This window comes from Pseudomonas sp. UBA3149 (assembly GCF_002364655.1).
In the GTDB taxonomy this organism is placed as follows: Bacteria; Pseudomonadota; Gammaproteobacteria; order Pseudomonadales; family Pseudomonadaceae; genus Chryseomonas; species Chryseomonas luteola.
Window position 1 is genome coordinate 1 of sequence record NZ_DEYV01000037.1, and the last position, 20,941, is coordinate 20,941.

A 20,941-nucleotide genomic window follows, 5' to 3' on the forward strand; every position below is an offset into this window, starting at 1 on the left:
GGTTTTGTTAGCGGCTCTTAGAACCGAGGCTTTAATGCTTTCCAGTCGGGGTCATATTTCTGCATTTGCCGGACGTCATCACGTTGGCGAATACCGCAGGTAAGATATTGGTCGTTGAGTTTGGCCAGCTGGTCATAATCCAGCTCAACGCCCAGTCCGGGCGCGTCTGTAATCGCAACGCACCCATTGCGAATCGGTAGCTTGCCACCTTTGATAACTTCTTCATCGGCCTCCTGCCAAGGATAATGTGTGTCGCAAGCATAGGAGAGATTAGGTACAGCAGCCGCTACATGCGTCATTGCCATAAGACTGATGCCCAAGTGCGAGTTGGAATGCATCGAAACGCCCAACCCAAAGGTTTCACACATACGGGAAAGGATCTGGGTATCACGCAGGCCACCCCAATAGTGATGGTCCGCCAGCACAATCTGTACGCTGTTCAGCGCGATGCTGCGGCGGAACTCATCAAAATCTGTCACGACCATGTTGGTCGCCAGTGGAAGGCCTGTGCGCCGATGCAGCTCAGCCATCCCTTCAAGGCCTGGACACGGATCTTCATAGTATTGGAGATCATCGCCTAACAGCTCCGCCATGCGAATCGAAGTCTCGAGTGACCAGTTGCCGTTTGGATCGATGCGCAGAGGTATGCCAGGAAAAGCCTGCTTGAGCGCTTTCATACAGGCAACCTCATGCTCGGGGCCCAGCAGGGTTCCCGCCTTAAGCTTGATGCTTTGGAATCCGTTTTCCTCGATCATGGTACGCGCCTGGGCGACTACCTGCTCCGGACTGATCGCCTCTCCCCACCGGTCTGGCTTATAGGGTGACTGAATATGCTCGGCATATTTTAGAAACAGGTAGGCGCTGAAGGGGACCTCCCGACGTACGGCGCCGCCCAGAAGATCTACCAAGGGCACCCCTATCGAACGGGCTTGTAGGTCCAGAAAGGCAACCTCGAACGCCGAATACGCATTTGCCACTTGTTTACTGGGGTGTGAACCCGGCGCCAACTCTGCTCCGGGATTGGCACCCGGTTGAAGACGGGCCACTGTCTGGATGACCTGGGCGCGCAAGCCATTGAGATCGAAAGGATCAAGGCCGAGCAGGCTTTCCTGCATGGCCTGCAGCACGCTAAGCACCGGTGCATCACCGTAGCTTTCGCCCAAGCCTATAAAACCGTTATCACTCTCGACCTCAATGATCGAACGCAGCGCATAAGGCTCATGGATACCACTGGCGTTAAGCAGCGGCGCATCCTTGAAGGCAATCGGGGTTACACGGATGTGTTTGATCTTCATGATAGAACTCCTGAAAACTAGAGAGGGCCTCCGGGGCTGCCCGGCAGGCCCGTCCTTTACTCAAGCAGGCACAGCGGCCACCTTGGCTTTGATACCGTCGCTAGGACCTCTTCTCGTCTTGGTCATGAAGACCAAGATGCCGGCAATCAAGGAGACCGTGGCAAGACCAATGAGGCCGCCCTCAATCGAGCCGGTTCGTTCCTCCAGAAAGCCAAACGTGGCAGGCGCAACGAAACCGCCCAGGCTACCTACCGAATTGATCAGTGCGATGACTGCCGCCGAGATACGTGCATCCAGATAAGACTGGGGGATCGGCCAGAACAGTGATGACGCTGCCTTGAATCCGATAGCGGCGAAGCAGATAGCCAGAAAAGCAAACACCGTCCCCCCCATCGTCGAGGCGAACAGCCCAATGGCTGCAATGATGAAAGCCGATGATGCCCAGGCCTGCTGCCATTTGAAGCGGGACGCCAGACTGGCGAACAGGTACATGGCCACGACGGAAATGATCCAAGGAATGGAATTGAAAAGACCAATCTCGAAGTCGCCCAGCCCGCCCATGGAGCGAATGATGCTTGGCAGCCAGAAAGTGCAGTCGTAGATCGTCAGCGAGATCGAAAAATACAGAAAGCAGAACAGCGCGATTTGCGGATCACGCAACAACTTGAACGCTGAAGGATGAGCCTTGCTCTCGCCTACTGCCAATTCGCGCTGGCGTTGCTCCTCATCGATACAGTCAGTCAGTGCATTGCGCTCTTCCGTGCTCAGCCATTTGGCATCCTTGGGCAGGGAATCCAGCCAGAACCAGACAAAACCGCACAGTACGACCGAGAACAAGCCTTCTATCAGGAACATCCATTGCCAGCCGGACATCCCCAGCCCGGTTATTCCCAGCAGGGCGCCAGACAACGGACCAGAGAGGATAGAGGCAATGGCTGAACCACTCAGAAAAATTGCCATGGCCTTGCCACGCTCATCAGCAGGCAGCCATTTGGTGAAGTAGTAAACCACCCCAGGGAAGAACCCCGCCTCGGCAACGCCAAGCAGGAATCGCAGGATATAGAACCAGGTTTCATTGGGTACGAACGCCATGGCCGTTGCGACAATACCCCAGGTGAACATGATGCGCGTCAGCCAGGCCTTGGCACCGAACCGCTGCAAGAGCATGTTGGACGGGACCTCGAATAGCGCATAGCCAATGAAGAATAGGCCGGCACCCAAACCATAGGCAGCGGCACCAATCCCGAGATCGGTCTCGAGATGGCTACGTACAAAGCCGATATTGACCCGGTCGATATAGTTGACGATGAACATGACGACAAATAGCGGCAAGACATGCCGCTTCACCTTGGAGACCGCACGGGTTAGCACCGTGGAGTCCACGGAAGACTGGACATTACTCATGGGCGACTCCCGCTCATTGTTTTTGTAGGAGAGCGTCGATAATGGAGGCCGATATTGTTACTGTCTAATCTATATTAGGTCTTGATTGATACCGGTATTAGATCAATGTTTGAACTCGCTCAGCTCCGCTGCTTCACCACGGTGGCCACAGAACTCAACTTTCGCCGTGCGGCAGAGCGGTTGAACATGACGCAGCCGCCGTTAAGTCGGCAGATTCAGTTACTTGAGCATAGCCTGGGCGTAGAACTCTTTTCTCGAAATACGCGCAGCGTAGCCCTGACTGCGGCGGGAAGAGCCTTTTTCATCGAAGCCCAGGCACTTCTGGAGCGAGCACAACAGGCTGCAATTGCCGCGCGACGTTTTGCCGAAGGCGACATCGGCTCGGTTACCATCAGCTTCGTTGGCAGCGCCGTTTATGAGTTTCTTCCCAAGGTCATTGCCGAAGCCCGTCTTAGTCAGCCCAACGTCAAGGTTTCCCTGACGGAGATGAATACGTTTCAGCAACACGAAGCGCTACGGGCACGCCGTATCGACCTGGGTATCGTCCGTGCACCACTCCTGCAGCCGGGCTATGAAACCGAATGCCTGGTTCGTGAGCCGTTCGTGCTTGCTGTACCCGCCAGCCATCCCTTGGCTCATGCACCTGTGATAACCGTGCAGGACCTTCATGGGATGCCCTTTCTCATGTATTCGCACTCAGCTTATCCCCCCTTCAACGAGTTGCTGACCGGTATGTTCCGCTCCGCCAGCGTCGAGCCGGAATACATTCAATGGCTAAGCTCATCGCTCACCATTCTGGCGTTGGTCAACGCGGGGATGGGATTGGCGTTTGTACCTCGCTGCGCCACCAATATCGTCTTCAAGGAGGTGGTCTTTAGGGAAATCGATCTGGGCGACGGCATACAAAGCGAATTGCATCTGGTATGGCGTACAGATAATGACAATCCCGCCTGCAAGATGCTGCTGGAAGCCATCCGCTCTGCCATAAAGGCGGAGCGTTAGCAGCACCCGCTAGGTCTCTATCAGGAACCTTTATTGGCTCACTCTGCCAGATTGATGAGGATGCTGTAGTCCAACGCTTTGCCGAGGCAGGAAGAGAGCTAGCCAGCGGACCGAGTGGTCACAGGCCAGGAAAAAGCCCCGGTAATCGCTTTCGATTTGGACGTACACCTTGGTGCACCCTGATCAAATCTCTCAGCCTTCCCTCTCCGCTTCGTTACGACGAGGGCCACGCTGGACCCCAGCGTAAATCCAAACGCGATCAACCCGGTTGCCTGGAAAAGTAGGCGTACCGTTGTTTAGCAAAACGGTATCGTCTTCTCCGCCAGCACTATCGTGAAGGGTCGGTATCATTCAGTGGATACCGACACAATGGCAACATCTTCTCAGGACTCGTTGACTGACGCCCTATGAACCCCGATAGGTGCTGAAACCATACGGGCTGAGCAGCAGTGGGATGTGATAGTGCTGGTCCGTTTGTTTGACTTCAAAGATTACAGGTATTTCAGGAAAAAAGGTTTCGTGGCCGGTTTTCTTGTAATACTCGCCGGTCTTGAAAACCACTCGATACTCACCTTTCTGTAAGGGCTTATCACTGGGATACAGCTCAGCGATGCGACCTTGCTCGTTGGTGGTGCCTTGCGCCAGCGGCTGCCAAGCTTCTCCCATGTGACGCTCAAGCGTTACATTCACACCGGATGAGGGTACGCCAGTCTCAAGGTTAAGCACATGTACGCTAAGTGGATTATTGGCGGCGACAGCCATGCCGGACATTGCCGTCATACCCAGTGCCAGTATCAAAGTCTTCATGGTGGTTCTCCTTCAAGGGGTAGTTTTCAAACCTATCGCCGAGGCAGCCTCGGTCGCACATTGCTCATCCTGGACAGCGCCGCCAGCACCCGCTACGCCAAAAGCGCCTACCAGCGCGTCGCCTTCATAGAGGGGCACACCGCCTCCAAGCAGCAATAGCTCAGGCAAGGTATTGAGGTTGGCAGCCTCCGGATTCTGACGGGCCTTTTCAGCCAGCAGGCGTGTCGCTGTCTTGGTAGACAATGCGGTATAGGCCTTGCGGCCGGCAGCATCTGCGTTATGAGGGCCCACCAGGGTATCGCGCTGAATAAGAATGGGGTTCCCACCGCGATCAAGCGCTGCCATTGCAGCATGACAGGGCGCAGCGTCCAGCAGGCGACGGGCTGTGGCCAAATCCAGCTCCGCCTGTTTCGGTAAGGCGGCTTCTGCGTTTACGACTGCCAGCATGAGCAGTGTGAATGTAACGATTCTGTCCATGACAGGGCTCCTTGGTTGGATCGATATACCCTAACCAGGCCGCACGGTCAGAAACGGGTCATTGCAATGACATTTTTGTCAGAAACCGCGTGATGCATGTATGACATACCCATTTAACTAGACGCCGGGTGTAGTGCTAGGCTTTCCCAACGTACTGCTCAAGGATTATCTTCAATGGAAGTGAAACCACCTGCGTATCGCCCTGGCGCCATCGTTATAGGCGCCTCCTCCGGAATGGGTGAGGCACTGGCGCGCCGTTTGGTAACAGAAGGCTGGCGGGTCGGTTTGGCTGCGCGAAGAGCTGAACGCCTTCAAGCACTCGCCCAGGAACTAGGTGATCACGCCATCATTTGCCCACTGGACCTGATGGAAATAGACGGAGCCCGGATAGCTCTGAAAGGCTTTATCCAGCAGGTAGGTCACGTTGAGCTGGTAGTCATCAGTGCGGGGACAGGCCATGTCAATCCGGACCTGACTTGGCAGCTCGATGAAGAAACTATCGCTGTCAATGCACTGGGCTTTGCGGCCATGGCCCAAATAGCCATGAAGCATTTCATAGCGCAGGGACAGGGTCACCTGATAGGAATTTCATCCATTGCCAAGCTCCGCGCCAACGGGGGCGCTACCGCCTATTGCGCCTCGAAGGCCTTCGTCTCGACATACCTGGATGGCCTGCGCGACTTGGCACGTCACCATAAACTGCCTGTGACAGTAACCGAGGCGTGTCCCGGCTTTGTCGACACCGACATGTTGAAAGCTGATAAACCCTTCTGGGTGGCCACGCCTGAAAAAGCCGCCGATTGTATATATGGCGCCATCAGGACGCGTACCAAGCACGTCTATGTCACCAGGCGCTGGGGCTTGATTGGTCGTCTGCTGCGCCTGCTGCCTTCGCCCGGTTGATGGTAGCTTCAGGCACTCGGGACGGGCACTTCTCAAGCGAGCTGTCCGTGATAACGGGTATACGGCAAGTTCATCGTATGCGTCTTCAAATACAGTGGATTGCCAAGGCGCGGCCCAATCGATGATTGCTTTATAACTGCACGGATAGCCCTTAACGTCTGATAGGGTCAAGCTGGTTTCTTGACAGGATATCCGCTACGTATAACGGTCTATACCTCGCTGTGTCTTCAATAACAGGCCATGACTCTAATTTTGCTAGAAGACGTTTATTAAAAATAAACGAAGATTAATCTTTAATAGCATTTAAAGACTTCCTCATGCCTATCTTTCCTGTTTTATATTGGCGCTTCAAAGGCGTGCCTATATGTATACCAGCGTAAGAGATAGTGACCACGCTAATGAATAAGCAGACTTGATATTTATAGGCTATCAATGCCTCCTGTCCGAAACCTTTCAATCACTAAGTGTTGTTTTTACCTGCAAAAGCGTTTCAGCATATTGGGGGGCGTTAAACATGCAACCGCCTGTCGCCACTATTAACTGGTTAACGTTAAGAAAAAAATAATAGATACGAAAAGCTATTTATCCTTACTCACCTCTGGTTTAGCCATGTTCAACTCGCATCTCAAACAAGAACTTGCTTCTCTCCGAGAAGAAAATGCCTCATTACGGCAGATTCGAGAAGCACTTGAAGCAGAAATGATGACATTGAGGCTGGACAACAACGGCATCATCCAGACCGCCAATGAACAATTTCTTCAAGCGATGGGCTATTCAAAATCAGAAATGGTAGGTCAGCCCCTCGATAAATATATTCCTCCTTACGTTAAACAACTGGAATGCTATAAGGGCTTACAAGCTGCCATCAAACAGGGCAAACACATTAGCGGTCTTTATCGACTTTCCAAAGCGGATGGCAACTTGGTGTGGCTGCGTGCTGTATGGCAGACGCTAAAAGACCAGGATGGTAAAGCTGCCGGAGTCATCTGCCTAGCAAGCAATGTGACCGAATCTGTAGATGTGGCCACTGAGAATGCGGGCCTCATCAAGGCACTGCGCCGCTCCACAGCCGTAATTGAATTCAACCCAGCCGGTGAGGTGCTCGATGCGAACGATAATTTCCTTCAAGGGATCGGCTATCGTCTTGAGCAGATCAAGGGCAAGCATCACCGGATGTTTTGTGAGCCGGAAGAATACAATTCCGAAGAGTACCGTGAATTCTGGCGGCGGCTGAATCGGGGCGAGTATGCCTCCGGCCGTTTCAAACGTGTAGACAGCATGGGCCGTGTGGTGTGGCTCGAAGCAAGCTACAACCCAGTGTTCAACACACGCAACGAGCTCTACAAGATCGTGAAATTTGCTACGGTCATCACCGAGCAGGTCAACCAGCAGATGGCGGTTGCCGAAGCTGCCGATATCGCTTACCGCACTTCGCTGCATACCGACGATACAGCTAACAAAGGCGCTTCGGTAGTTCAGGATACGGTAAGCGTGATGCGCCAGATCGCCGATGAGATTCAGGTGGCATCCAACGGAATCGAGGCATTGAGCAAACAGTCGCTGCTAATCAATACCATTGTGCAGACCATCAGCGGCATCGCCCAACAGACAAACCTACTAGCCTTGAACGCAGCCATCGAAGCAGCACGGGCCGGTGAGGCGGGTCGGGGGTTTGCGGTGGTCGCTGACGAGGTACGCCAATTGGCTGGACGAACCAGCCTGGCAACCAAAGAAATTGTCGATGTGGTACAACAGAACCAGTCATTGGCCGAAGCCGCAGTTGCCAGCATGGCAACCAGCAAAAGTCAGACCGAACATGGTCTTGGATTGGCTAACGAAGCAGGTTCGGTAATTCTGGAAATTCAGGATGGCGCCAAGAAGGTAGTAAGTGCGGTAGAGCAGTTTGCCAATCAGCTGGGAAGTTGATTCATAAAGCGCTGAAATGACATCCGCTCAGTAAAGCTGAGCGGATGTCGACCAACACGGGACCATCAAGAGACTTTATTGATACGGCGTTAAACCTGAGCTGAAAACTTTTCCACCAGTTTGGTCGTGCCCGCTACGATCAAGAAGTCACCTTCGTGTATCCGTGTATCTGCCTTGGCATACACGAAGTCTGTCTTGAGCCGCTTAAGACCGATCACGGTCACGCCATAGCGTGTACGAATAGCCGATTCGGCTAGCGTTTTTCCATGGGCTTCCTGTGGCGCTCCGGTTTTGGCAATGGCGAAACCATCCTCAAACTCGATGAATTCGAACATCTTGCCTGTCACCAGATGAGCCACGCGCTCTCCCATGGCGGCCTCTGGATAGACAACATGATGAGCACCGATTCGCTCAAGAATCTGTCCATGCTTTGCACTCATGGCTTTGGCCCAGATGTCTTTCACACCCAGCTCCTGAAGCGCCAGGACGGTTAGAACACTGGCCTCAAGGTCGCTACCAATGCCAACAACAGCATGTATGAATTCATCAACGCCCAACTGGCGCAAGGCTTCGATATTGGTGCTGTCGGTTTGAGCGACATGGGTCAGCCGGTCGGACCAGTTCTGGACGAGGCTTGCATCCTCGTCCAGCCCTAGTACTTCATGCCCCATGTCGATTAACGATTCGGCAACAGAGGCACCAAAGCGGCCCAGACCGATAACGACCACGCTGTCACTGCGGGTCGACGAGAACAGTTTATCCAACAATGGGGCGTTCCTCAGGATAGCGATAAGGTTTGTTTCGGCTACGCAAGGCCAGGGCAGTTGCCACGGTAATCGTCCCGACGCGGCCTACGAACATCAGGACGATGATAACGACCTGCCCTATTGGAGGAAGATCAGCCGTGATTCCCGTGGAAAGACCTACCGTGGCAAAGGCAGAAATTGTTTCGAACGCGATTTTTTCAAGAGGAAACGAGGTCACACTGATCAGAATGAGTGTTGCACTCGCGACCATAGCAGTTCCCAAAAGAACAACAACCAGTGCTTGGCGTTGCGTTTCCGAAGCGATCCGTCGGTTAAAGACTGCGGTATCCGTGTTACCCCGGATCTCTGCCCAAACCACAAAGAACAGTAAAAAGAAGGTAGTAACCTTTATACCTCCAGCGGTACCCGCGCTACCGCCCCCGATAAACATCAGGATGTAATGGATAGCCAAGGTCTCCGTGGTGAATTGCCCGACGTCTAAACTATTAAACCCAGCTGTACGCGCGGCAGCAGAATGGAAAAAGGCGGCCAACAGCTTGGCCCCTGTGTCGAGTGGACCAAGTGTGCCGGCGTTATTCCATTCATATCCCAGCATGGCTATTGTACCGATGATCAACAGGAGCGCCGAGCCCAGCAAGGTAATGCGCGTATGAACAGACCATGGCCGGTTTTTCCGGCGCATGTGCCTGAGCTCATACAGTACGGGAGAACCGATGCCGCCTATGATCAGTGCAGCAGTGATGGGAAGAATCACGATAGGGTCTGCGACGAACCCCATCAGATTATCTGAGTAAGTAGAAAACCCGGCGTTATTGAACGCCGAAATCGCGTGGAAAATACCATTCCATGCGGCACTCTCCCAAGGCTCCTGATAAGCAAAATGCAGATGGAAAGCGAGCAGTGCAGCTATCGTCAACTCGACTGTGAGCGTAACGGCCAACACCAATCGCAGCACCTCAACGACATCACCCAGCCCAAGCAGGCGGGTTTCACTCTGGGCCAATAATCGGCTGCTCAGTTGCAAGCGTCGATTAACCAGAAGACCCAACAAGGTTGCACCACTCATGATGCCGATTCCGCCGATCTGGAACAGAACAAGAATGATGACCTGACCGAAGCCGCTCCAATACGTCGTAGTGTCTACGGTGACAAGACCGGTCACGCAGGCTGCCGAAACCGCAGTAAACAAGGCCGTCAGAAAGGGAGCGCTCGCCTCACCGGCTCGCGCCATTGGCAACATGAGTAATGACGTGCCTATCAGTATGGTAATCAGGAAGGCCAACGGCACCAGCCGGGCAGGATGTTTTATGGTATTTCGCAGCAAGGGCCTGTTCTCGAGTCATTGTTTTGTATGGCATTTACATTATGGCAAGACGCAACGATATGCGCGTCTATGAGACCACAGTGAGAAAACGGCGTCCTCAAAAACTCTTATGATTGGCAACCTAATAAATAGCCTGACTATTGTTGGCATCCTTCCAAAGCCGTTCCTATACTCAAGCTGCTTTACGCACCGGTTGGGTGCCATGTTGACTCATTTGAGTGTTGGTTAGGGAAGACCAGAATTCTTGCCTGCCCGTTCTGATGCGCTTTTCATGGCTCCCAGCCATTTGCTGATAGATACCCGCAGGCCAGATGCCTATGCAGTTGTGGGTGAGCCGTCATCAGTTGATAACGATTTCAGCGGTCTCATGACTTTGACATAGGGAGATTTTTCAATGCCTGCGCTCAAACCCCTCGCCCTTGCCGTACTGGCTACCCTCACCCTGCACGCTCATGCAGAAAACAACACGGTAGATCTTAATCAGAACGGCGAAAACAACACCTCCACGATCGAACAGAGCGGTACGTCCAATAACTTTACGCAAACGCAGACAGGGCAAAACGGTTACGGATTCATTGAGCAGTCCGGTACTGAAAACAGCGGCACGGTTTACCAAGAGGGCGTTGGTAACAGGACGCAATTTATCCAGGAAGGCGGCAGTTTAAACATTGGCCAGGTATACCAGTCTGGTAATGATAATGCCGCCTATATCACTCAGAGTGACTACGAGCATCGTGGTTATGGGTTCTATGGTAAGGCGGATCAGAATACGGCTTTAATTGAACAAACCGGTTCTGGAAATAACGCAGGTATCTTTCAAACCTTGTCCTCTTATGGCAACGCCTTTACCCGGCAGAGTGGCGATAACAACAACTCGACCAACGAACAGTACAGCGCTGATTACAGCACCCAGGCTACTGTTCAAGAGGGCAGTAGCAACACTGGCGACATTTTTCAATATTCTGCTGATTATCTGACAGCCTCGATTTACCAGTACGGCAATAACAACGATGCTCACATCGCTCAGCTGGCTGATAACGCTACGGCAACCATTAATCAGGAAGGGAATAGCAATACGGCAGATGTAACGCAAGACAGTGTTTGGGGTAACGGCAGGGCAACCGGAATGATGGCTCGTGTAGATCAATCGGGCGATCTGAATACAACAAACGTACGGCAAGAAGGCTCGTTCAACGTCCTGAGTGTTACTCAAACTGGTACTAGCAATTTAGTTCGTGGCAACGGTGAAACTATTTACGACCCGGGTCAAAAAGGTGATCGCAATGTCTTGTCCGCTCTGCAGGAAGGAACAGACAACGAGTTGTACTTTACTCAGACAGGCGATGACAACGAACTGTATGTATTACAGTCGGGTGATGCCAACACGATTACGGCTACGCAAACCGGCGTAGGCTATTCGGCCATTCTCTCTCAGAATGGCTCAGCCAACAGTATGAACGTAACCCAATCTTCTCAGGGCGATATAGCGACCATTAGCCAGAGCGGTACGGGTAACACTGCGACACTGACACAGCGTTAACCGCTGACGCTGGCCAGGTTCAGGCGCCTTGCGAAAGGCCTCTGAACCGGGCTCTTATCCTTAAATACAGGTTCCCACAGGGTCTACCGGCGGCGTATTGTCATCCTCCGCAGGCATCTCGTCCGGGTGAGTCTCGTCTGGAACACCGTCATCGAAATGACGATGAGGATCGTTGTCCATCAGCTGTACTCCGGGTCAGTCGGATTCTTTTGAGGAAGACGCTCATCGGGGGCATGCTCACGCTGATCATCACCGATTGGCTCATCCTGTGGTGAAGGGGTTGGATCGATTTCCGGGTCGTCCGGTGCCTTTTGGAATTCAACCATCAGTCTTCTCCTGTGCAGTGGGTGCCCTTTTTGTTGGGCAAGTCTATGGCCACTTTGTTCAGGCTGGCTGAGCGCTTAGGGTTATTGCAGCAGGGATTGAAGATAAGGATCCGCACTTTACTGGACTATTACACGTCTCCTGCCCCAGCGAGCCGACGTCTGACCCCTAGCGACTTGGCAAAGCTTTTCTATGCTTTGGAATATACCGTTCAGGCAACAAGGAGCCTTCATGAATATCGACACCCTGTTCAATGAGATTCACAACCTGCCCAGCGTGCCCAAGGTCGCCCAGGATCTCATCCAGCAATTCGATAACCCGTCCTCCAGCCTGGGCAGTGTTGCGCGTAATGTAGAGCGGGATCCCGTCATTGCCGCTAAGGTATTACGCCTCGCCAATTCGGCCCGGTTCAAGGGTGCTCGTGATTCGACCAGCATCGAAGATGCCACCATGCGCCTGGGCTTCAATACGCTTCGTACGTTGGTTCTGGCGTCCTCCATGACAGGCGCGTTCAAGGTGGACTCAGGCTATAACCTAAAAGCGTTCTGGACTCACAGTTTTCGGGTAGCCAGTATCTGTCGACTCCTGGCAAAGCAGCTGGGCAAAGACCCGGACACAGCCTTTACCTGTGGCATGATGCATAACATTGGTGAGCTGCTGATTCAGGCGGGTGCGCCTGACTATGCAGCCAAGCTGAACAAGCAACCTAAAAAGGACGCTACGGGACGAGCAGCGGATGAGACCGTGCAATTGGGCTTTGGCTATCCAGAAGTAGGAGCAGAGCTGGCAAAGCGTTGGCAATTACCCAGGGTCATTCAACAAGCGATCGCTTATCAAGGTCGTCCCACCCAGGCACCTGTCGAGGCGGACAATTACCCACGCATTGTGGCGCAAGCAGTAGCGATCAGCGATGTCTACGAAGCCCATGGTGCCACGCCTGAGGCGCAGCAACATCTGACCGGCCCCCTGTTCAACGGACTAGATACAGACAAGCTGTTTGCTGCCTTACCCGACGTGCTTGAAGCCGACAAGGCGTTTGCCGAACTGATCGGCTGAACCCTGCCCGGCAGCCATGTGCTGCCGGGTATCACCTCAGCTTAACGGTCAGGTCGCCGGAACGACAAGATCGCCGCCGGGCCGGCGAAAGCCCAGCATGTTGCCATAACGCATGACCCCCCAGGTTTCCACGACCGGACCGGAGCGCAGCATCATGCGGACTTTGACTTCACTCTGGTAACTGGGAATGACGGTACAGGCCTTGGCCTGCTCGCCAGGGATATGGAAGGTATTCTGTGGATCCAGAGCGGCCTGCGGGCAACGGTCAAAGCCGAAGACCGGCACTTCTGCACCATTCACCACGATCTTGAAGCCGGGGCCCATCGTGATCACAGGAGGCAGATCAGCCCATGCAAGACCACTTGTTACACCAAGGGCCACGGTTGCCGCCAACATACGGATTGCCTTCATAGACTGGCTCTCCTCTACCTATAAAGCACTACCACTTAAGACTAGAACCGCTAATCACGGAGGGGTTCCCCTAAGTCTTGTAGAGCAGGCCCAACGGTCCTGACGATACGGCGTTCATGTTTCAACTAATCGTGTTACCGGTCAAAACCCAAACGCCGCCTTGTAGATGAAGGCTATGCTCATCAACTAGACGCTGGATTGAGCTATAGGAGACACAGGAAAAAGACTTTTTTCAGGAAATCTTGCATGCGTTTGATAGGCAAAGTGACGTGCAGGAAAACAAAGCGGAACGCTCTTTTTGAATAAACGAAAGGCTGAATCGGCTATGTCCATGTCTATCTGAACGCCTGGTTCAGTACCAGGAGAAAGATCGCTCAGGATCGCAGTACAGTCATTGGATAATCAGCGCTGCAATGCGTTCTATCCGACCCAAAGGTTGAGCTGTAAGACTAGCGCATTAACCAAACCGGCTGAGCTTGTGCTTTTCATGAGCTAACCATGCGCTTTATGGCTTACGCCGGCGTTCTAGCTCGTTGCTAATAGCATTTCCGCAACGCCAGCTACGGGCTCTCACATCCATACCTGGCGGTGTCAGGAGGGGCTTGCAACTATGCGTACCCCTCCTGAAGGCTGATTACGTCCGAAATCCTCCGATCAATCCATGTAGCTCCTCTGAAAGATGCTCCAGACGTGCGGCATCTGTACGAGCCGCTTGAGCCAACCGCTCTACCACCAAGGCGTCGTCATGAATGTGCGAAATATGTCTATTGATATCTTCGGCGACCTGATGCTGCTCTTCGGCAGCCGCAGATATCTGCATGTTCTGATCGCGGATATTGTCGACCGAACAGCGGATCTGCTCAAAGCTAACCCTGGCTAATTGAATGCGCTCGACGCTGTTATGGGACATCGACAAGCTGTTTTGCATCTGTTTCGTGACTTCCTGGGTGCGCCGCGCCAGACCACCCAAAAGCCCGTCAATCTCTCCGGTTGAATCAGACGTGCGCTTGGCTAACGCTCGAACCTCATCGGCCACTACGGCAAAGCCTCTGCCCTGCTCGCCTGCTCGAGCCGCCTCGATGGCAGCGTTCAGGGCCAGCAGGTTTGTCTGATCGGCAATCGAGCGGATTGTGTCGAGGATGGCATTAATGTTCTTGCTGTCCTGCTCCAGAACAAGCATCGCCTGGGTAGCCTGCGCGAGGTTGTCACTTAGCTGCGCAACACTTCCTGTAGCCTCGTCGATCTGTAGTTGACCATTATGTACCTCGCGGAAACCGGTATCTGCCGATACCGCGGCCTGACTACAAGAGCGCGCCACTTCGTTGGCTGTAGCAACCATCTCATTGAATGCAGTAGAAACAAGCTCTACGGCTTCGCGTTGCCGGCCTGCAGCATCGTTAATCTGATGCGCGACGCGTGTACTGTCGTGGGAGGCTTGCTGCAACCCTGTCGATGCACTGCTGACGCGCTGCACAAGCTGACGGATTGTGTCCAGGAACTGGTTGAACCAACGCGCAAGCAGGGCTGTTTCGTCCTTGCCACGAACGGTCAAACTCCGGCTTAAATCACCCTCACCCTGTGCAATGCCCTCCAGCCCATCGGCTACGCTGCGGATTGGCTTTGCAATCAAACCGGCGAAGCTGGCGCCCACCAGAGCAAAGATAATAACCAAAACCGTAGCGATCAAAGCGATCTGCCAAGTAAGGCTCGACGTTCTAGCCATCACCTCGTCGCGCTGAATCAACCCGATGAAGCGCCAGCCCAGGTCTGGCGAAGACCAGACATTTGCCATGTACTGCACACCATCAAGTTCAACTTGCTGCAGTCCACTCGTAGCGCTCGCCAAGCGAGCGTATTCATTACCTAAATCCTTTAGCGACTTAAAGTTATGCTCTGCATGGCTGGGATCGACCAGTACGTTACCATTGTCTTCGACCAGCATAAGGTAGCCGCTATCACCCAACTTGATCTGCTTAACCAGGTCGGTCAGCTGCTTGAGCGACACATCCAGCCCAAGCACGCCAACTGGCCTGCCCTGAGCATCGTCTATGGTGCGTACGGTTCCCATTAGCACCACATCGTCAGGTGCCCAGTAATACGCTGATGTCCGTACCGTTTTGCCCGGATTATCCATGGCGGTCTTATACCAGGGTCGTACCCGTGGATCGTAATTGCTGAGCTTAGGATCGTCCGGCCATAGTGCATAGCCGCCATCAGCCTGCCCTACTGACAAATAGGCCGTAGCGGGATGCGTAGTGGCAAATCGAGTAAAAAGATCAAGCATTACCGCGTTGCTGCTGGGTGTTGGCAGTTGATCAGCATTGGGCTGCATATAACGTTTGAGTGGCTCTGTATTTGTCACAGCGGGCAGCTTGGCAAGATACTCAACGTTCTGGCTGATGCCGGCAAAAAATTGCTGCATAGCATTGTCGATCTGGCGAATTTCACGACTACTGCTGTCAATGAAGTCGTCCTGAGCCTGGCTGCGCAGGTTCATAGCCACAACGACCGCTATCAGAAGCACAGGTGTACAGGCAATGGCCGCAAATGCGCAGGTAAGTTTTTGTTTGATATTCATAACGGCCTTGCTCCAGCGAAAGCAATAGGTGGTATTTGCCAATCAAGGTGGGGCAAAGGAGTAATGAAAAACTCGATTGGTATGAAAGTTATCTGCTGGAAGCTTGATAGCTGTAGGCCTAACAACGTTTTTAAACGTGTGCAAATGCAACCTTGAGGTCAATGAGAAAACCAAGCTATCTCGAGGACAGTATCGATAATTAGAAAGATAGCTCTGCAATATTTTTAGTAGTACCTCACTAGTTCAGCCAAATCATTTTAGTCCGTACATTTAAATGTTTGGCGCCAAAGTTACCGCAGAGCGCTAATTACGCAGCGCAAATGAACACTCTAACCATGACGGATTGAAATTGAAGCCTGAAAACCGTGTCTATCAACATGCATCTTCTTGAGGACGACCGTATGGATGGGCACGAAAAGTATGAAGCACTGACGGGCAAGTCGTGGACGGCAGCTGTGACAGAGTGGAATCAACTTGAGCAACGGGTACAAGAAGCAGCCACTCAATATCTCGAATGCGCAGCACCTCATCAATCGGATGAACGGAAACAGCTCGAAACGGCCTTGAGATCACGACACAGCGAAGCGGACGCGTACTGGAAAAAGATGTGGGAAGATCTTGATCGCTGTTAGCAAGAAGCCCGGTTATATAACCGGGCTTCTATTCAAGTATTCAACTACAAGGGACGATTTACATCGTCATCATCCAAAGTATCGTCTGGCATAGCGGGATCAACCACATCGCCACCAATACCTGTATCGTCTGGTTTAAGCGGATCAGGGCTTTGCGCTGTTAGTGCAGCGTGCTCATACGTAGCCATGGTGCATCTCCTTTCTTATAAGGCCAAAGCGGCCTTATAACTTGGAGTCGTCAAACCAAGAAGTGTTCGCACCACCGTTTCCGCTCGTCTAATTAGCTGAACAATAAAAGCTCGGCATAAAACCGAGCGTTCATTTACGCAGATCAGTCCAGCAGGCTATAGGTAATCGTCGCTAAACATAAAAAGGTCAGAATCCCAATTCCCAGCGCTATAGGCATACACATCATCCCAAAGGACAGGTATTCAAGCAGCCAACCCATAATGCCAAATAAAAGAAAAAGAACAGCTGCACCTACCGCTAATGCGGTTCCTTGTCTTACCAAGAAACCACCGCCTGACCTGACCATAATGATGCCTCTGCAGGAGCAGCGATTGCTGCTGCGCAGAGATATCATGTTGTGACAGGATTCACATCAAATACTGTATTAACAATCCGACCGTTAATCTGATACCTCAAGCCTTGCATTGGCAGGACTTGAGGTAACCCTCTATCAGATGCCACCTTCTTCATCGGCCTCGTCAGGTGCCTGGTCAGGGTCCAGTGGCGCCATTTCGTCATCGTTCGCACCTACTTCATCACCCGGACCTAATGGATCAGAGCCCTGCATCCGCCATGTGTCGATTGGTTGAGTATTCATATACACCTCGAGTGGGGTCCTAAATGACCCTATCGTTGGACAGCACTTGTAGGGCTTCATTGAATCCGTGAAACGCTTTGAATCAAACGGTCTTTATGAATACCCAAGCCTTGGCGGCCTTAATGCTCTGGTTCCGCTACTGGTTGATCCAAAGTATCTAGCGATGCAAAGACCTCTCGGGCTGCGAACAGTCCGTTCAATGCCGCTGGGAAGCCTGCATAGACCGCCATCTGCATGATGGTTTCAATGACTTCTTCACGCGAAACACCTACATTCAGCGCGCCCTGGATATGTACTTTGAGTTGAGGCGCTGCATTCCCCATAGCCGTGAGCGCCGCCACCACTGCAATTTCTCGACTTTTAAGGTCAAGACCGGGACGAGAGTAGATGTCTCCAAACGGAAACTCGATTAGATAGCGTGCAAAGTCCGGAGCGATGTCTGCAAGACTGGCGACGACACGCTCGCCTACCTCACCATCGATTTCCTTTAACCTCTCAAGTCCGCGTTCATAGCGCGTTGCAGTGTTCATCAGGCGTCTCTCCATGGTAGCTAAGGGTTATGTCAGGAATGCTCCAGCGCCTGGTAGTGCTCGACCTTGGCTTGCAGGGCATCGGCAGACTTTTTCATGGCCTCGATCTGGACAAGTACCTCCTCCAGGTGATCCTCCAGCAAGCGGCGGCGCTCGGATACGGTTGAGTCTCCAATAGCACGCAACTTTGCGAAGGTCAGCATTTTTCCGATAGGCATCTGGGTGGTACGCAGCCTTAGAAGAAAACTGATCCAGGCCATGTCTGATGCTGCGTAACGCCGTTGGCCGCCAGGGGCTCGGCTAACAGGCGCAATCAACCCGATACGCTCGTAGTAGCGCAACGTGTGAGCCGTCAGACCAGTACGCTTGGCAACTTCATCTATCGTTAAATTCGAGTCCATGGGGAGGATCCTAGAGGTTAGAGTGCGCTCTAAGTCAAACACTTTTTTTCGCTCGCCGACACCTCTTCATGTTATGCCGCAATCGTCTGGAGACCGCTTGCTACAGACGCGGCTACCCTATCCCTCGAAGGACTTGCGGGCCAGCCACTTGAGCTGATTACGGAGGCTGTCGTAGGAGGCGCTGCCGGCCATGTTGCCAGACATCACGGCAGTGCAGGTGCGGCGGCAGGATGCGCAGTTGGCCATCATGAGGCCACAATAAGCAGGACAAGGCCAAAGATACCCAGTCGGAACAAGAGATCCGGTGCCGCGCAGTCAGGCTCCTCTCAGGCGGCACCGGCTGATAAATAAACAAGGTCGCCATAAGAGCACTGCCGGTACAGTAACCGGCAGGCAGCTAATTGTCTTTTAAAGATAACGTCTTTGATACCCGCCTGTTGAGCCTGAACGTCTGTCTTTGACAAACGTTCAGATGACTCAAACACTAGCCGGATCGGCTGATAACGATAACCAAGCGTAGCTCAGCAAAACGAGTCAATCGATTACACGTGCGGTTTACACCAACCTGAACCGACCTACCAGCTTTTGCTGGTGCTCAGCCAGACGCGCCAGCTCTAGACTGGTTGCGGCAGTCTGCTCGGCACCTGCGCTGACTTGGATAGCCACATCGTTGATCTCCACGATGTTGCGGTTGATGTCCTCCGCTACGGCGCTTTGCTCTTCCGCAGCCGCAGCAATCTGCAGGTTTCTATCGTTAATACTGGCTACGCCCTCGGCAATCCTGGTGAGCATATCACCGGCCCGCTCGATGTTGGAGGCGCCCGCGCGAGCCTTGCCTACAGTCTCCTGCATCGATTGAGTAGCGCGATCAGAGCCTGTCTGCAGGTTTGCAATCATCTGCTGAATATTGCCAGTAGACTCTTGTGTCTTTTGAGCCAGCATACGTACTTCGGAAGCCACCACCGCAAAGCCCCGACCGTGGTCGCCGGCCCGTGCCGCTTCGATGGCCGCATTGAGCGCCAGCAAATTGGTCTGGTCCGCAATGCCGCGGATCACATCAAGCACCGTGGAAATGGAGTCGCTTTCTCGCTTCAGGTCGCTGATGATGGCTGCGGTCTGATCGGCCTGCGCAGACAGTTCGCGTATGACACTGATCGTGCTTTCCACTTCACGTCGCCCCTGGCTTGTGCTCTGGTTGACCTCTTGTGACATGCTGGCGGCATCGCTGGTGCTCTGAGCCACCTCCCGCACGGTCGCGCTCATCTGGTTGATCGCAGTGACAACAAGCTCAGTACCCTGGCGCTGGCGCTCAATGCTCTTGCTGGTCTGAAGCGTGACCGCTGAGGATTCTTCCGCGGCCGTCGCAACTTGCGTGGTGGCGTTACCAATCTCTTGAATCACCTGACCCAACTCGTCAGCCATACGATTGAGGTTATGGGTAATCTCGCCAAATTCGTCCTTGCCCTTGTAATCGGATCGCGCAGTAAGATCGCGTTGCGAAAGTGCTAGCAGCGCATTGTTCACCGCTTTTACGGCAACGCTGATGTTGCGAATGATCAGGTAGGACAGCACCGAGACGACCAAAAGCGCAAGCACTGCGACACCCAGCGTTGTCCACAGCACGGCTGACGCATGATGTTGCGCCTTGGCTGCCAGGGCGCCCACCTGCTGTCCCAACTCTTCCTCTACTTCGCCCATCAGATCGATTCGGCTCGTCGAGGTTTTGAACCATCCTTCGGCAGACACACCCAGTGACTGGCCGATTGGCGTCTCGAACGCCAGATGCTGCAGACGTGCGACCTCAAGCGCGCTGGGCTGCTGCATCTTTTCATCAAGCTTGCGCACAAGCGCCTCAGACGCGTTACGTCTGAAGGCCTCGGAGTAGGCGGAAAACTCACCCAGGTTACGGCTGAAAGTCGATAGCAGATCAGAATCGAATCGATCCTGGTTGAACACGACACCTAGCATGGCCCGCTCACGACCTGCCCGCTCCTTCATCTCGATGAATTCATTAAGCGAGGATAACGCTCGGGCAAGCGATGGCTCATTCACATTGTGCTCCAGTGAATGAGTGAATCCAATCAGCGTTTGAATGATTTTGGTAAACCGCGAGCCTGATTCACGGTTGGTGATGCCCAACGTATCAATCTGGTCACGGGTGGCTTTCAAACCATCCAATCCAGCCATGGCGTCGCGAATCTCTCTGGCACTTCCAGAAAGCGCGCGCAAGGCCGCCATAGCTTCATCCGTCTGCTGACGCATGCGAGGCAGCATATCCCGCATTGCATTTCCCTTGCTGCCCAGATAAACACCGCTTGCGCCGCGCTCACGCTGCAGCACAGTAATTAACTGACTTACCTTCTGGGCAACCGTGCTCGCTTCCACCGTTCGATTCATCTCCTGCAAGGTCTGGTAGCTATCAACCACCTTCGCCGTCGCGAGCCATAGGAAGCCGAGAAGGGGGCATATGAGAATCAGCAGAAGCTTGAAACCCAACGGGATGTTTCGGAGCACGATGTTCACCTCAGAGTCTGCTTCGATATCAATGGTACGAAGCTCAGTCGATTACCTACCGTCGTGCTTTTATGGCTGCACGTTAAGCAGGATGAGCGCAGCCAGAGGCTGCCCTTGCAAGGCATCACACTCTCTATCGGACCGATAGAAAAAATCTTTAGAAAGGATATGTGTCCAACCCCTATAACTTTCGGCATCTGTATCGGTAGCTAGCTTGCCCGTCT

19 protein-coding genes and 2 pseudogenes are annotated in these 20,941 nt (G+C 53.2%); 7 read left to right on the forward strand and 14 right to left on the reverse strand.

Features of this window, described 5'->3' with window-relative positions; translation table 11 throughout:
- Positions 1-17: 17 nt before the first annotated feature.
- Positions 18-1,295, reverse strand: a complete 1,278-nt coding sequence (locus B3729_RS20890; protein ID WP_150346291.1) for a glucarate dehydratase family protein — start codon at positions 1,293-1,295, stop codon at positions 18-20.
- Between the two features lie 60 nt (positions 1,296-1,355).
- Positions 1,356-2,699 (reverse strand): MFS transporter, encoded by a 1,344-nt coding sequence (locus tag B3729_RS20895; RefSeq protein WP_286788908.1) that lies wholly within the window; start codon positions 2,697-2,699, stop codon positions 1,356-1,358.
- A gap of 105 nt (positions 2,700-2,804) precedes the next feature.
- Here B3729_RS20895 and B3729_RS20900 point away from each other — a divergent pair, with 105 nt between their 5' ends.
- A complete protein-coding gene (locus B3729_RS20900; protein ID WP_286788909.1) occupies positions 2,805-3,701 on the forward strand; it encodes a LysR substrate-binding domain-containing protein in 897 nt (298 codons plus the stop codon).
- A 405-nt stretch (positions 3,702-4,106) separates the two neighbouring features.
- Here B3729_RS20900 and uraH read toward each other — a convergent pair whose 3' ends face one another.
- Complete coding sequence (uraH, locus tag B3729_RS20905) at positions 4,107-4,508, reverse strand: hydroxyisourate hydrolase (RefSeq protein ID WP_074829043.1); 402 nt, start codon at positions 4,506-4,508, stop codon at positions 4,107-4,109.
- A gap of 12 nt (positions 4,509-4,520) precedes the next feature.
- A complete protein-coding gene (locus B3729_RS20910) occupies positions 4,521-4,985 on the reverse strand; it encodes a heme-binding protein (RefSeq protein WP_286788910.1) in 465 nt (154 codons plus the stop codon).
- Positions 4,986-5,159: 174 nt separating this feature from the next.
- Between B3729_RS20910 and B3729_RS20915 the strand changes: the two genes are divergently transcribed.
- From B3729_RS20915 to B3729_RS24870, 3 genes and pseudogenes are all read left to right on the forward strand, one after another.
- On the forward strand, positions 5,160-5,888 hold the full coding sequence (locus tag B3729_RS20915) for an SDR family NAD(P)-dependent oxidoreductase (protein WP_286788911.1): 729 nt from the start codon (positions 5,160-5,162) through the stop codon (positions 5,886-5,888).
- A gap of 609 nt (positions 5,889-6,497) precedes the next feature.
- Positions 6,498-7,268, forward strand: a pseudogene (locus B3729_RS24865) (PAS domain-containing protein); the annotation flags it as partial.
- Between the two features lie 117 nt (positions 7,269-7,385).
- Positions 7,386-7,814 (forward strand): annotated as a pseudogene (locus B3729_RS24870) (methyl-accepting chemotaxis protein); the annotation flags it as partial.
- Positions 7,815-7,903: 89 nt separating this feature from the next.
- Here the strand turns inward: B3729_RS24870 and B3729_RS20925 are convergent.
- Both B3729_RS20925 and B3729_RS20930 read right to left on the reverse strand, forming a co-directional pair.
- The gene (locus B3729_RS20925) at positions 7,904-8,581 is read right to left on the reverse strand and encodes a potassium channel family protein (RefSeq protein ID WP_074829063.1); all 678 of its coding nucleotides are present in this window, start codon (positions 8,579-8,581) and stop codon (positions 7,904-7,906) included.
- Positions 8,571-9,905, reverse strand: coding sequence for a TrkH family potassium uptake protein (locus B3729_RS20930; protein ID WP_286788913.1), 1,335 nt, complete (start codon positions 9,903-9,905; stop codon positions 8,571-8,573). The genes B3729_RS20925 and B3729_RS20930 overlap by 11 nt, the downstream gene beginning before the upstream one ends.
- Before the next feature lie 394 nt (positions 9,906-10,299).
- Here B3729_RS20930 and B3729_RS20935 point away from each other — a divergent pair, with 394 nt between their 5' ends.
- Entirely contained in the window at positions 10,300-11,445 is a 1,146-nt protein-coding gene (locus tag B3729_RS20935; RefSeq protein ID WP_286788914.1) for a hypothetical protein, read from the forward strand.
- A 179-nt stretch (positions 11,446-11,624) separates the two neighbouring features.
- Here the strand turns inward: B3729_RS20935 and B3729_RS20940 are convergent, their stop codons facing one another.
- Positions 11,625-11,771, reverse strand: coding sequence for a hypothetical protein (locus tag B3729_RS20940; RefSeq protein ID WP_010798779.1), 147 nt, complete (start codon positions 11,769-11,771; stop codon positions 11,625-11,627).
- 229 nt (positions 11,772-12,000) lie between these two features.
- Between B3729_RS20940 and B3729_RS20945 the strand changes: the two genes are divergently transcribed.
- The gene (locus B3729_RS20945) at positions 12,001-12,825 is read left to right on the forward strand and encodes an HDOD domain-containing protein (protein ID WP_286788915.1); all 825 of its coding nucleotides are present in this window, start codon (positions 12,001-12,003) and stop codon (positions 12,823-12,825) included.
- Between the two features lie 48 nt (positions 12,826-12,873).
- On the opposite strand, the gene B3729_RS20950 is transcribed toward B3729_RS20945, so the two are convergent.
- Together B3729_RS20950 and B3729_RS20955 are read right to left on the reverse strand one after the other, a co-directional pair.
- Positions 12,874-13,236, reverse strand: a complete 363-nt coding sequence (locus B3729_RS20950) for a hypothetical protein (RefSeq protein ID WP_010798781.1) — start codon at positions 13,234-13,236, stop codon at positions 12,874-12,876.
- A 634-nt stretch (positions 13,237-13,870) separates the two neighbouring features.
- Complete coding sequence (locus tag B3729_RS20955) at positions 13,871-15,814, reverse strand: methyl-accepting chemotaxis protein (protein ID WP_286788916.1); 1,944 nt, start codon at positions 15,812-15,814, stop codon at positions 13,871-13,873.
- 401 nt (positions 15,815-16,215) lie between these two features.
- Here B3729_RS20955 and B3729_RS20960 point away from each other — a divergent pair, with 401 nt between their 5' ends.
- Complete coding sequence (locus B3729_RS20960; protein ID WP_125889124.1) at positions 16,216-16,446, forward strand: hypothetical protein; 231 nt, start codon at positions 16,216-16,218, stop codon at positions 16,444-16,446.
- Positions 16,447-16,490: 44 nt separating this feature from the next.
- Here the strand turns inward: B3729_RS20960 and B3729_RS20965 are convergent, their stop codons facing one another.
- From B3729_RS20965 to B3729_RS20985, 5 genes are all read right to left on the reverse strand, one after another.
- Positions 16,491-16,634: a hypothetical protein gene (locus B3729_RS20965; protein WP_286788917.1), complete on the reverse strand. Its 144-nt coding sequence runs from the start codon at positions 16,632-16,634 to the stop codon at positions 16,491-16,493.
- A gap of 491 nt (positions 16,635-17,125) precedes the next feature.
- Entirely contained in the window at positions 17,126-17,272 is a 147-nt protein-coding gene (locus B3729_RS20970) for a hypothetical protein (RefSeq protein WP_010798786.1), read from the reverse strand.
- Between the two features lie 119 nt (positions 17,273-17,391).
- Positions 17,392-17,802: a carboxymuconolactone decarboxylase family protein gene (locus B3729_RS20975; RefSeq protein ID WP_286788918.1), complete on the reverse strand. Its 411-nt coding sequence runs from the start codon at positions 17,800-17,802 to the stop codon at positions 17,392-17,394.
- A gap of 32 nt (positions 17,803-17,834) precedes the next feature.
- Positions 17,835-18,203 carry a MerR family transcriptional regulator gene (locus B3729_RS20980; RefSeq protein WP_286788919.1) on the reverse strand — a complete coding sequence of 123 codons (369 nt, stop codon included), beginning with the start codon at positions 18,201-18,203 and terminating at the stop codon, positions 17,835-17,837.
- Positions 18,204-18,758: 555 nt separating this feature from the next.
- Entirely contained in the window at positions 18,759-20,717 is a 1,959-nt protein-coding gene (locus B3729_RS20985; RefSeq protein WP_286788920.1) for a methyl-accepting chemotaxis protein, read from the reverse strand.
- Between the last annotated feature and the right edge of the window lie 224 nt (positions 20,718-20,941).